The organism is Serratia sp. SCBI (assembly GCF_000747565.1).
Lineage (GTDB): Bacteria > Pseudomonadota > Gammaproteobacteria > Enterobacterales > Enterobacteriaceae > Serratia > Serratia ureilytica.
In genome coordinates this window covers 333,109-346,693 of the sequence record NZ_CP003424.1, presented here as the reverse complement: position 1 = coordinate 346,693, position 13,585 = coordinate 333,109, and the positions used below count along the sequence as shown (strand labels likewise).

6 protein-coding genes and 1 pseudogene are annotated in these 13,585 nt (G+C 64.6%); 1 reads left to right on the top strand and 6 read right to left on the bottom strand.

What is annotated here, in order from left to right; genetic code table 11:
* Positions 1 to 194: 194 nt before the first annotated feature.
* The 4 genes from entS to fes form a co-directional block, all read right to left on the bottom strand.
* Entirely contained in the window at positions 195 to 1,463 is a 1,269-nt protein-coding gene (entS, locus tag SERRSCBI_RS01515; RefSeq protein ID WP_042783486.1) for an enterobactin transporter EntS, read from the bottom strand.
* A gap of 176 nt (positions 1,464 to 1,639) precedes the next feature.
* On the bottom strand, positions 1,640 to 5,584 hold the full coding sequence (locus SERRSCBI_RS01510; protein WP_042783485.1) for an enterobactin synthase subunit F: 3,945 nt from the start codon (positions 5,582 to 5,584) through the stop codon (positions 1,640 to 1,642).
* A 32-nt stretch (positions 5,585 to 5,616) separates the two neighbouring features.
* Positions 5,617 to 5,823, bottom strand: coding sequence for an MbtH family protein (locus SERRSCBI_RS01505; protein ID WP_033644173.1), 207 nt, complete (start codon positions 5,821 to 5,823; stop codon positions 5,617 to 5,619).
* Positions 5,798 to 7,177, bottom strand: a complete 1,380-nt coding sequence (fes, locus tag SERRSCBI_RS01500; RefSeq protein WP_080273360.1) for an enterochelin esterase — start codon at positions 7,175 to 7,177, stop codon at positions 5,798 to 5,800. Before fes ends, SERRSCBI_RS01505 begins: the two co-directional genes overlap by 26 nt.
* Positions 7,178 to 7,459: 282 nt before the next feature.
* On the opposite strand from fes, the pseudogene SERRSCBI_RS01495 reads away from it, so the two are divergent.
* A pseudogene (locus SERRSCBI_RS01495) lies at positions 7,460 to 9,061 on the top strand (FepA family TonB-dependent siderophore receptor); the annotation flags it as partial.
* A 334-nt stretch (positions 9,062 to 9,395) separates the two neighbouring features.
* Here the strand turns inward: SERRSCBI_RS01495 and SERRSCBI_RS01490 are convergent.
* Both SERRSCBI_RS01490 and SERRSCBI_RS01485 read right to left on the bottom strand, forming a co-directional pair.
* A complete protein-coding gene (locus SERRSCBI_RS01490; protein ID WP_033641583.1) occupies positions 9,396 to 10,628 on the bottom strand; it encodes a YncE family protein in 1,233 nt (410 codons plus the stop codon).
* 47 nt (positions 10,629 to 10,675) lie between these two features.
* Complete coding sequence (locus SERRSCBI_RS01485) at positions 10,676 to 13,576, bottom strand: condensation domain-containing protein (protein ID WP_042783483.1); 2,901 nt, start codon at positions 13,574 to 13,576, stop codon at positions 10,676 to 10,678.
* Positions 13,577 to 13,585 lie beyond the last annotated feature (9 nt).

Here is a 13,585-nt window from a genome sequence, read left to right as displayed (position 1 = left end):
TTGAAGTGATAACCAATATAATAATGATTATCATTTGAGTTGATTCCGCGCTAAATTACTCGCCGATATTTGCTATGTCAATAAACGTAAGCACTTCTTTCATTTCGAAATCATGACATAAACGCTGTGGGTTTTACGCATGCCGATGATAAGCATTGCTATTTGATCCCACAGCGTCGCATTAACGCATCGAGTTACTTTTCACTGGCCGGCTGAGGCTCGTTCTGCGGCTCCGGTTTGTGCAGCGTAACCTGGCGCAAACCGGTCATGGCGAACAGCAACAGGATGCCGAGCAGCGCCGCGCCGAAGCCGAAACCGCTGGCGCTCATCGCCGGCAGCATAAAGGCGCCCATCGCCCCCAGCAGCAACGCGCCCAACGCATCGCCCACCACGTTCTGCGCCGTCCACAGGCCGTTGATGCGGCCAAGGAAATTGTCCGGCGTCAGGCCCTGGATCAGGCCGTATTGCAGCAGCGAGTTCAGCGCGCTCAGGTAGCCAAACGCCACCAGGCACAGCAACGCCAGGCTGTACCACGGCATCAGGCCGAACAGGCCAATAGAGGCGAAAGCCGCGATCGCCGTCAGCAGCATCACCCAACCGGGGCGCGCCACGTGCGCCACGCGCCCGCTGGTGAACGCACCAATAGTCGCGCCGAGCGGCACGGCGGCGTACATATAACCGAGGTGGGCTGCGTCGATGCGCCAGCTTTCCGCCATCGCCGGGTACAGCACGCGCACCGCGCTGGCCATGGTCAGCAACGCGCCGATCAGCGCCACCATGCCTATCACCTTGTTCTGGAACAGGAAGGCGAAACCGCCCGCCAGCGCGCGCAGCGGATGTTCCCGCGGCTGCGGCGGCGGCATCAGCTGCGGCAGGCTCAGCAGCGGCAGCAACGTCAACAGGGTGCCGAACGCCGCCAGGCCGTAGTTCCAGGCGATGCCCATATGGGCGATCACCAAGCCGCCGATGGCCGGGGAAAGAATCGAGCCGAAGCGCACCGTCAGCATGCTGATGGCGCCCGCCTGCACGATGTTTTCGCGGCCCACCAGCGCCGGCGTGGCCGCCAGCAGCGCCGTCACCCCCACTGCGCCGAAGAAACCGTCCCACACCGCCAGCAGATAAATGGCCGCCAGCGAAGGTGACGGCAACAGGGCGTTGAGGCACAGGCCGACGAACCCGATGCCGCAAGTGGAGCGCGCGAACAGGATCAGCCGGCGCCGCTCATAGCGATCGGCCAATACGCCGCCCATCAGCAGCCCGGCGAACATGCCGCCGCCGGCCAGCGTCACCGCCAACCCGACCTGCAGGGTGGAACCGGTCAGCGCCTGGATCTGCACCGGGATGGCGATCGCCATCAGCCCCAGCGCCACAATGGAGATGAAACGCGCGCAGAATACCGCGCGAAAGGCCCGGTGGGTTTTCAGCAGGCTAAAATCAAGCAGGATGGAGGGTTTGCTACTCATCGGTTGTTCACCACATCTTTAAACGGGGATTCTGCAGTTGCGGAGCGCTATGCTAGCACAGATAACGAAATCAATAATGATAATAGAAATCATTGATATTCAATTGTGAGCGGACGCAAGAAACGCCGCCAAACGCGGGGCAATCCCCGTGCCTGGCGGCGAGATGACGGGCGTTATTACAGCGTGCGCAAAATCCGGTTCAGCAGCGGCCCCAGCACTTTGAACGACGCCGGCGAAACGATATCGACATGCGCGCAGTCGAGCTCGTGCGCCTGCAGCGCATCAACGTACTGCGACCAGGTCTGCTGCACGTCCATCCCTGCCTGCAACGTGCGTTTGGCGACGAACAGCGTCGCCTGGCCGTGGAAGCGGGCGGTCCGCGTGTGCGACAGCAACCGCACCGAATCGGCGTAGTTGGCTTCGATGTTGTCGAACATCAGGGTGCGCGTCTCGCCCAGCGCCGGATCGAGCGTATCCTGCGACACCGCCAGGAACTGTTCGCGCTCGCGCTGCACTTCCTTCAACACGTTGTCGTCCAGCATCACGTCCCAGTTTTGGGTCTCCGCCGGATAGGTATCCAGCAGGCCGAGGAACGCCACCTGCTCGCCGCGCGCCTGCAGCCGGGCGGCGATGCCCTGGGCCAGCGTGCCGCCCAGCGAGTAGCCGATGAAGTGGTACGGCCCGTGCGGCTGCACCTGCAGCACCGTCTGCAGGTGCGCCTCCACCACCTGGTCCATGTCTTCGCTCAGCGCCAGCGGGCCGTCCGGCCGCGGCGACTGAATGCCGACCAGCGACCAGTGCTGATCGAGATAGCGCGGCAATACGCTGAACTGCCAGGAGAAACCGGACGCCGGATGCAGACAGAACAGCGTCGGCCCCTCGGTGACGCGCAGCGGCAATACGCTGTCGAAGCCACTGCGATCGGCCTCTTCCTGCGTGCGATCTTCCGCCAGCAAGGCGGCCAGTTGCTCGACGCGCGACGCCACCATCACCTGGCCGACGGACACCGCCTTGCCCAGATCGCGGCGCAGCTCGGCCGCCAGACGCATCGCCAGCAGCGAATGGCCGCCCAGCGCGAAGAAATCGTCGTCGGCGAACACCTGCTCGCGCTGCAGCAAGCGGGCAAATACTGCGGCGATCTCGCTTTCCAACCCGGCCTGCGGCGGACGCCCTGCCTTGCGCTCACCGCCCTGCGGCTGCGGCAGAGCCTTGCGATCCAGCTTGCCGTTGGCGCTCAGCGGCAAATCGCGCATTTCCACCAACGCCGCCGGCACCATGTGCGGCGGCAGGCGGTCGGCCAGCGCCGCGCGCAGGGCTTCCGCATCCCAGCTCGCGCCAGGCTGCATCACCAGATAACCCACCAGCTGGCGCGCATCGCCGCCGGCGTCCACCGGCGTGCCCTGCAGCACCCGCGCGTGCGTCACCGCCTGGCGCACGCCCGGCAGCGACAGCAGGGCGTGGTCGATTTCACTCAGCTCGATACGCTGCCCGCGGATCTTCAGCTGATCGTCGCTGCGGCCCAAATATTCCACCGCGCCGTCCGGCAGCCAGCGCGCCACGTCGCCGGTGCGGTACATGCGCCCGCCCTCACCGAACGGATCGGCGACAAAGCGGCTGGCGGTCAGATCCGGCCGGCCAAGGTAGCCGTGCGCCAACTGGACGCCGGTCAGATACAGATCGCCCGCCACGCCCGGCGGCACCGGCCGCAGACGCGCGTCCAGAATGCGCAGCCCGGTGTTCCACACCGGCAGGCCAATCGGCACGTTGGCGCCGGTCACCTTCGCCAGCGCCTCGCCGTAGGCCGGATGCCAGGTCACGTCCACCGCCGCTTCGGTCGGGCCGTAGAGGTTGTGCAGCGGCACCGCCGTGCGGCTTTGCCACAGGCGGCACAGCTCCGCCGGCAGCGCTTCGCCGCTGCAGAACACCTGGCGCAGCGCGGCGCAGCTCGCCACCGCCGCGTCGTCGTCCAGGGCGGCAACGAAAGCCGCCAGCATCGACGGTACGAAGTGCATCGTGGTAATGCGGTGTTGGGCGATCAGCTGTTGCAGCTGCTGCGGATCGCGGTGCGCCTCCGGCGGCGCCATCACCAGCCGGGCGCCGACCATCAATGGCCAGAAGAATTCCCACACCGAGACATCGAAACTGCACGGCGTTTTCTGCAGCACCGCGTCGTCCGCCCCCAGCGGATACTGGTGTTGCATCCACAGCAGGCGGTTGACGATCGCCTGATGGCCGACCAGCACGCCTTTCGGGCGCCCGGTGGAGCCGGAGGTAAAGATGATATAGGCCGCATGGTCCGGCGTCGGGCCCGCGATCGCCACCCCGGCGGCGTGATCGGCCGCCAGCGGCGCGTCATACAGCAACATGTCGCCCTTGTCGGCGAAACGCGCCTGCTGCGTCGGGTGAGTGATGATCAAGCGGGGCGCGGCGTCTTCCAGCATCATCGCCAGCCGCTCGTCCGGATAACCGGTGTCCAGCGGCAGGTAGGCGGCGCCCGCTTCGACGATCGCCATCAACGCCAGCGACAGGAACACCGAGCGCGGCAGCGCCACCGCCACGATGTCGCCCGGCCGCACGCCCTGCGCCACCAGTTGGCGCGCCAGCGCCGTGACCTGCTCGCGCGTTTCGCGGTAGGTGAAGCTGAAATGCGCATCCGCTAACGCCGGCGCGTCCGGCGTGGCTTGCGCCTGCTGCGCCAGCAATTGGCTCAGCGTGGTCGCCGGCACCGGATGCGCCGTGTCATTGATCCGCGCCAGCAGCGCGCGATCGTCGGCGGTCAGCATATCGGCCTCGCCGATCGGCAACGTTGCCTGCGCGGCGAACTGCGCCAGCAGCAGCGGCAACCGTTGCAGGTGCGCCTGCAGCTCCTGACAGCTGTAACGTTCGGCATTGGCCAGCAGCTCCACCTTCAATTGGTGGTGTTCATCGATAAACAGCGCAATCTCCAGATCGCGCACCGGCCCGGAGGCCAGATCGTGGGTAATGCCCTCGATGCCGGCGAAATCCAGCTGGTAATCGAACATTTTGAAGTTGAAGACCGTGCCGTACAGCGGTTCGCCGTCGCCGATGCGCCCCAGATCGCGCTGCACCTGTTCGGCGTCGTAGCGCTGATGGCGGCGCACCGTTTTCAGCTCGCGGCTGATGCGGGCGGCGGCCTCATACAGCGTGGCCTGCGGCTCGAGATGCATCTCCATCGGCAGCACATTGATCACCGGGCCGGCGGCGCAAAGGGCGGCCGAGCCGGTACGGCGCATGAAGATAAAACCGGCGCTGAAGCTCGGTTGGCCGCTCAAGCGCGATACCCACAGCGCCACCAACGCCACCGCCATATCGGCGGCGTTCAGCTTCTGCTGCGCGCCACGCTGCACCAGTTCGGCGAAGGCCTGCGGATCGCAGCGCTGTTCCAGCCGGTGGATGCGCGGCGTGGGCGTTTGCCCGGCCAGCGGCTGCGGGCAGATCGTGGCCGGCGGCGGCAGCTGCCGCGCTTTTTCGCGCCAGAAATCGGCGTCGCGTTGCCAGGCCGGTGCCTGCCGGTAAGCCTGGTATTCCGCCACCACGTCGCTGAACGCCGTGAAAGGCGTCGGCTCCAGCGCGTCGCCGCGGCAAAGATGGGTATAAATCGCCGCCACGCGGCGAGCGATGGCGGTGAAGCTGAAACCGTCCACCAGCAGATGGTGATAGCGCTGATACCAAAACCAGCAATCGTCCGCCAGGCGCATCACCACATGGCGATACAGCGGTACGCCGCTGCCGGCGCGCAGATCGCTCGCCAGATCGATATCCATCAGCGCGCGAGCGGCGGCTTCGGGATCCGGCGACGTCGTCAGATCGACAAGTTCCGGCGCGTGCACCGCCAGCGAGTCATCCAGCCATTGCACCGGCACGCCGTCGCGTTCCGCAAAACGCAGCCGCAGCATGTCCACCTCGCCGAGGCCCTGGGTGATGGCCCGCAGCAGGGGCTCCACGGCGACGGGGCCGTTGAGTTCGATGGCATGCGCCACCGCGTAAGCATTGCGATGCGGGGAGATTTGATCGGCGACCCAAATGCCGGGTTGCGCCGCGACCAGCGGCCATTCGCCCGCAAGCGCCGGGCCGCTGAGAGAGTTAGGGGTGTGTGACACTGCTTATTGCTCCCGTGATTACCAGGCGCCGGTCACGCCTTGCGTGCTGCGACCGGCAGAATATCTTGCCAATGCTGTTCCAGCCACTCGGCGCACTCGGTGCGCGCCGCCGGGCCAAATACGATCGTCCAATCGGGTGGAATGGCGCGGAAATCCGGCCACAAACTGTATTGTTGTTGTACGTTGCGCAGCACCAGGCTGCGCTGCTGTTGATCATCGAACGGATTCAGGCTTTCCATCCTGCGTTCCTTGTGCCGCCGTCGTTACCGATGCCGGATAAGCGGTGGCGAAAGCGGAAGCCCACACCGCCTGCAGCCCGTCGGTCAGGCCGCTGCGCCAGCACAGCGCGTCGTGCCCGCCTTCCACCACCCGGTAGTGCACCCGATGGCCGGCTTCGCTCAGGCGCGCCGCCATTTGCCCGCTGACCTGATGCACCAGCTTTTCCTGCGTACCGGCTTCCATAAATACCTTCAGCGCGCCGTGGTTGCCCAGGCCGTGGCGTTCGACCTGTTGCATCAGCCAGCAGGCGTCGTCGGGAATGCTCGGCAGCTGCAGCATGTCGCGCCGCGGCCACCAATAGGAGCCGGACTGGGTGATCACCGCGCCGAAGCGCTGCGGCCAGCGCAGCCCGGCGTACAGAGAGGCCAGGCCGCCAAAGCTTTGCCCCGCCACCACCGTCTCAGCCGGATTGTCGCTGTGCGGCGCCCATTCGGCCAGTTGCGGCATCAGTTCTTCCTGCACCGCCAGCCAGAAATCGTCCTTGCAGGTCAGCTCACGCGCCCGGTGCGGCAGATCGATGATGTCGATCAGCACATACACCGCTTCCGGCAACGCCCCCTCGCGGGTCAGTTGCATCAACGGCGCCCAGACCGGCATTTGCTTCGCCCAGAACTGGCCGTCGAGCAGGATCGCGAGCGGGCGTTCGGCCGGCTTGCTGTCGCCGGTGGTGTAGATCCAGACATCGCGGCTGTTGCCCAGACGCTCGCTCTGCCAGGTATGGCGCTGCAAACGCGCCGGCAGCGGCGGCGTGCAGCGCCCGCTGGCGATCTCATACTCATCGAACGAGCGCCACACCGGCTGCGGCGGCGCATCCGGCATGTGCAGACCGGAAACGCTGTGGCCGCTGGCGCTTTGCCAGGAGCGATAGGGGTTGAGCAGATCGGGAGTGGCGCAGGCGAACACCTGGTGCCACCAGTGACGCAGGTTGTGCATGTTGGCGTGCGCGTCGTCGTCGCTGAACGCCGGCGGCCGCTCGTCAAAACAAGGAATAAAGCAGTAGCTGCCGCGCCAGGCGCCGTTCAGCTCGGTCTGCCAGTACCATACGTCGGTACCGGCCAAACGCAGCAGGCTTTGCGGCGGATTCGGCTGATGGTGGTCGGTCAGGCAGTTGATGTTGATCCACACCCGGCGGTAGGCGGAAGTCAATTCGCATCCCTGCGGATCGCGCCAGAAAAAGGTGGTTCGCCACCGGCCGTTACCCGCCGGTTCTACCCATGGCGTACCGCGTCGTGCCACCGTCAACCACCACCCTGGACTGCCCGCATTGCTGCTGGCCAATAATCTGCTGCTTTCTGACTCTAGTTCTGTATTCACAACGCCTACCCATTTTGTAGTTGGCGGCACCGGGAACGTCGACTTTTCCCTATCGCCGGCCACCGCCCGAACACACTGTAGGCCAAATACTATTGATAATAATTTGCATTTGCAATAGTGTGTAAGGCTTGGAGATCGTGCTGGTATTGCGCGCAACGGACAGTGATCGGGGATACATCAATGGCATCCCTTGCCGCAGCCGATTTTCTATTCCGACTACACAAAAACTACAACCGCCTTTCCCCCATTCGGCGAGGGAGGGCAGCAAGGTAGGACACTCAAATGAAAAGCAAGCTATCACGTTATTCTTTGGCCACTCTTATCGGCTTGGGATTGGGCGCGTCCGCGTTCGCCAACGCCGCGCAGCAGACCGACACCCCCACCACGGAAGAAAACAGCGGCGCAGCGGATAAAAAGCCGCGCGGCGAAGACACCATCGTCGTGACCGCCGCCCGGCAGAACCTGCAGGCGCCGGGGGTATCCACCATCACCGCCGATGAGATCAAGAAACGCCCGCCGGCGCGCGACATCAGCGAGCTGATCCGCACCATGCCCGGGGTTAACCTGACCGGCAACTCCACCAGCGGCCAGCGCGGCAACAACCGCCAGATCGATATCCGCGGCATGGGCCCGGAAAACACCCTGATTCTGATCGACGGCAAACCGGCCTCCAGCCGCAACTCGGTGCGTCAGGGCTGGCGCGGCGAACGTGACTCACGCGGCGATACCGCCTGGGTGCCGCCGGAAATGATCGAACGCATCGAAGTGCTGCGCGGCCCGGCTGCGGCGCGCTATGGCAACGGCGCCGCGGGCGGCGTGGTCAACATCATCACCAAGAAGGCCGGCGATGCGCTGCACGGCTCGCTGAACGGCTACTTCAACGTGCCGCAGCACAAGCAGGAAGGCGCCACCAAGCGCACCGATTTCAGCCTGTCCGGCCCGCTGAGCGATTCCCTAAGCTTCCGCCTGTTCGGCGGCTACAGCAAAACGCAGGCCGATGCCTGGGACATTAACGAATCGCACAAATCCGAACGCGTCGGCGCCTACGCCAACAGCGTGCCCGCCGGGCGCGAAGGGGTGGTCGATAAAAACATCGACGCCTTGCTGCACTGGGATTTCGCCCATCTGCAGTCGCTGGAGTTCGAATACGCCTATGGCCGCCAGGGCAACCTGTACGCCGGCGATACCCAGAACACCAACACCAACGCCCTGGTACAGAGCAACTACGGCAAAGAGACCAACCGCATCTACCGTGAAACCTTCGGCCTGACCCACCGCGGCGCCTGGGACAACGGCGTGAGCACCAACAACTACGTGCAGTTCGAACGCACCCGCAACACCCGCCTGAACGAAGGCTTGGCCGGCGGCACCGAAGGCATCTTCGATACCAAGAACACCGGTTTCGGCACCACCAAGCTGGATGACTTCCTGGCGCACAGCGAAGTCAGCGTGCCGTTCGAGCTGGGCGTCGCGCAAACCGCTACGCTGGGCACCGAATGGAGCCAGCAACGCATGAAGGACGGCACCTCCACCAGCCAAACGCTGATGGGCGGCACCATTCCCGGCATGACGACCGGTACGCGCAGCCCTTACGCTTCCGCGCATATCTTCTCGCTGTTCGCCGAAGACAACATTGAACTGACCGACACCACCATGCTGACGCCGGGTCTGCGCTACGATCTGCATTCGGAATCCGGCAACAACTGGAGCCCGGCGCTGAACCTGTCGCAGGAACTGGGCGACTACTTCACGCTGAAGATGGGCATCGCCCGTTCCTACAAGGCGCCGACCCTGTTCCAGACCAACGGCAACTATCTGCTGTACAGCAAAGGCCAGGGATGCGCCGGTAGCGATACCAGAAACGGCTGCTACCTGCTCGGCAACGCGCAGAACGTCGGCGATCCGAACACCGGTGCGATCAACATCGCCGGTGCGGGCGCGGCCACCTACAACGAACCGGGCCGCACCTACTACATGAGCATCAACACCCACTTCTGATGACATGAACCAACGACAAAGGGGTGCTCAGCACCCCTTGAGGTAAATGACAAAGCGGATGACGTTGCCGGGCTTTCATTAGGCGACAGATAGAAAACAAGGAAAATCAATTCATTGATTTTCGGCTGATAACCACAAAGGAGGAAAAACGACGCTTTTTCCTCCTTTGTCAGCCACGAGAAAGGGCGCCGCGGCGCCCTTTTTTTATCTTTCCATTCAGTTATTTGGTGTGTAGCTGAATGCGCACCACGCTTTCGGCTTTGCCGGCCTTGGTGGCAGCGCCGTCGTTTTTCACCGTTACGAACAGCGCGTCGCCTTTCGGATCCAACGCCAGGCTGTTAGGGTGCGGCGGCAGGTCCACGGTTTGCAGGCGCTTGAGGGTCTTGGCGTCGAACACCGTCAGCGTCCCGGCGCCGTGATCCACGCGCACGCCCTTGCGGTTGGCGACATACAGCCGCTGGCTGCGCTCGTCGAGCAGCAGACCGATCGGCACTTCATCCGTCAGTTCGCTGGCCAGCACCTTGCCGCTGTCCGCATCCAGCGCAAACACCCGGTGGCCGCTGCTGCGCTTCACGTAGTCGCGCCCCAGATGATGGTTGCGGTAGTCGTCGCGGTCGATGCCCTGATCGACGCCCAACAGGCGGTTGCTCGCCGGGTCATACACCAGGTTCAGCAACTGATCGGCCTGCACCTCGTGCGTGGCGGCGATCGCCAGCGTGTCGGCGTTCAGGGTGATCACCTGCCCCTGCATGTTGGAGACGAACACCCTGCGGCCCTTCTCATCCAGCGTGATGCCCACCGCGTTGTAACCGAAGCCCGGGATCACTTTTTCCAGCTTGCCGGCCTTGGTATCGACCACGTACAGCACGCTGTCGACGCCGAAGCCCAGCCCCGGCAGGAACAGGCGGCCGCTTTGCGCGTCATATTTAATCTCGCGGATGCGGTACAGGTAGTCCTCAGTGATCTTGAACTTCTTCAGCTCCGCCAGCAGGAAATCCAGGCGCTTGCCGCTGATGCCCGCCTGCTTGTAGGCCTGCTCAAGCACCGCTTTATCCAGCAGCTTGATGCTGTCGAGCGCATGGTTGGTGGTGGTGTCCACCACCCCGACTTCGCCGTTGAAGGCCTGCGTCAGGTACAAACGGTTGCCCGCATCGTTCAGCGCCACGCCGAAGCCTTTCACCTTCAGCGGGATCTCCGCCTTGATCGCCAGGGTGTTGGGATCCAGCCGCAGCACGCGGGAGCGCGCTTCTTCCTTCCAGTCCGGCGCGCTGACGAACAGCGCCTGCTGCGAGGTGCTGTAGGCCATCTCCACCACCGCCGACGACAGCGCCTGGCGCTTGATGTCCTGCGGTTTGATGCCGGCATCGTCCGCCTGCGCGGCGCCGGCGACCACCAGAGAGGCCGCCACCAGCAGCGACAGTAACGCGCGCGGGGTTGCTAGGGTTCCAGACATCCTTTTATCTCCTTGAAAATCATGCTTTCGGTTAGAGTGAAACAACGTCATGCCTGCGGCCCGGGCGGCAGCGCCGCCAGAGCGATATCGCCAGCGATGTGCTGCGCAAACTGGGTAAAGACGTGCTGAACGCCGTCGGCGATCAGAGTGGCCTGCTCCCTGCTGTAGTGATCCTGGCGATAGGTCATCATCACCCGCAGGGATTTCTTCCCGGCCAGATCGTCTTCCATCACCTCAAACTGCAGGCCGAGCAGCGATTCGGCTTTCTCCGGCTCCACCTGACGGTAGGCGATCGCACGGCCGTCCTGCAGCCGGAACTCGCCGTTCAGCTTGATGCGGCTGTGGATCTGGATGAACACTTCGAACATGTGGTTTTTGCGGTCGGCATCCACGCCGAACAGCCCTTCTTCCACCAGGTCGATCGGAATGTCGGTGTACGGCAGCGAGCCATTGATGGTGTTTTTCACCTGACTGACCAACCCGGCGACCGTCAGCCCTTCGTCGAAGCGCACGCGGTGCACCACCACGGTGGTGAAGTAGCCGACGGTATCGAAGAACTCGGCGTCGTTACGGCCGGAGGTCGAGGTGCCCACCAGCAGATCCGCCGGGCCGCCCAGCAGGCGCAGCGCCGAGGTAATCCCGGCATACACTACGTTAAACAACGAAGCGTTGTTGCGGCGAGCGAGCTGATACAGGCCTTCCGCCACGGCGGGATCGACCTCGAACTCCAGCCAGCCGCCGTTGACGTCCGCCGGCGCCGGCACCGCCGGATGGGTGGACGGTTCTTGCCGGAAGATCGGCTGGCCGACCGGCGCGCCGCGCAACGCGTCGAGCCAGTAATCCAGATGTTGCTGCTGCACCCCGGAGGCCCGCTGCTGCCGGGCGAAGGTGTGGAACTGCGGCGGCTGTCCGCTCCACTGCGGCGCCTGGCCGACGACGCGATGGCGGTAGGCGACGCCCAGCTCATCCATCATCAGGTTGAGCGACCATTCATCCAATACCACGTGGTGGAACAGCAGCGACAGCAGCTGCTGGCCGTTGTCCGCATCGCGCAGCAGCGTGACGCGCAGCGGCAGCTCGGCGGCCAGATCGAAACGGTGCTGGCCGGCGTCGGCCAACAGGGCGGCGGCGTTGCCCGCCGGCGTTTCCTGAGAGAAGCGGAACCATTGGTAATCCGACAGTTCGGCAGCCGGCACCACCACCTGCGCCACCTCGCCCTGCTGCTCGACGAAGCGTGAACGCAGCACGGTATGGCGAGTCATGACGTCGATAAACGCCTGACGCAGCGCCGTTTCATCCACCTCATCGAAGAAACGCAGGGAGAACGGCAGGTTGAAGATCTCGTCATGACCAAAGGCTTCATACACCTTCCACAACGATTCCTGCGCCAACGACAGCGGCGCCTGCGCCCGATCATGATCGTCGGCGGTCGTCGGTGCAGCATTCGGCTGCGCGACGTTCAGGCGTTTGGCGTACCCCGCCAGCCCGCGCGCCGTGGGATGGCTGAACAGATCGTTAATATTGATTTCGATCTGATGCAGGCTCAGCAAGCGGCCGATCACCCGGGTGGCGACCAGCGAATGGCCGCCGCGATCGAAGAAGTCTTCATCCAGGGTCATTTCCGGCGCCGCCAGCGCCTCACGGAACGCCTGCAAAATCAGCGGCGCAACGCTTTCGTCCGCGTCGCCGTTCGCCGCTGGCGCGGCCATCGCCGGGGAAGCCGCCGGCAATGCGACGGTAATTCGCTGCCCGGCCAGGAACGCGCTGAACTGCTCCAGCAGGAAAGGCGCCGCGTGCGGAGACAGGCGCGGGTCGGTGGCCAGCTCCAGCGTCAGCGTTTCTGCCTCCGGCAAGCCCAACAGCAGCGCCAGTTCAAACGGCGTATGCAGCGGCGGCAGCAACAGGCGTTCGGCGTGAACGCCTTCCATGCGCCAGTCCGCAGCCAGATCGTCACGCCAGGCCACCAGCAGCTGCGCCCGCTGCGGATCCGGCTGTTCGGCCACGGTCTGCGCCAGCAGCCGTTGCCCGATGTCGCCCTCGCCATGCAGCACGGTCAGGCGCATCAGCGGTACCGCCGTCAGCCCCAGCTCCAGACCGATGCACTCCGCCGTCTCCGCCGTCGGCACGCACAGCTGCACGGCTTGCCCACCGGCCTGCGCGGCGATGAACTCGGCAAAACGCGCCGCCACCGCCGCCAGCAACGCCCGCGGCGCGTCGTTGGCGGGCAACAGCGAACGCGCAATGCGCGTGACCACGCGCTCCCCCACCGGCGGCAAGGCTTCAGCACGCTGCGCCGGGCTGCGGTAATCCTGCAGCGAAACCGCCTGGCGCCTCCAGGGCAGCTGTGGCTCCGGGATTTCCGCCGGCTCGGCCGGCTCCGCCGCGAAAGGCAGAGGCATCGCATCTCCGTTATAACGGGCGGACAACATCGCCGGCAGGTGGCGCCACGGCAGCGTTTCCGCCAGGATGTCATGCAATACCGCGCCCAACATCACATCACCGCCCGGCGTGAGCAACAGCAAGAAGCGCAGCGGCGCTTCGCCTTCCAGTTCAAACGGCGCCGCCTGCGCCTGCAGCAGGCAATCCATGGCGTGTTGTTCATCCGCCACCTGACGCAGGCTCACCGGCAACGGCGCCGAATCGGCGGCGCGTTTAATCAGACCGTTTTCGTCATCAAAAACGTAATGCACGTTCACGCCCGGCGTTTCCCGCACCAGCGCCTGCAGCGCCGCCGTCAGTTGGGCGATATCCACCTCTCCCGTCAGGCGCCAGGCTAGCGCCCGCTGCCCGCGTGCGTCACCCTGCTGCAGATGGGCAAACCATGCCCGCTCTTCGGCTTCGCTTACCGGCCGCTCGCCGTTCGCCGCCCCCGCGCCCAGCGCCTGAAACGCGCTCTCCAGCCGCTGGGCCTCTTCATCGCTCAGAATGCTGTCAAAATCACCGATCACTGCGTTATC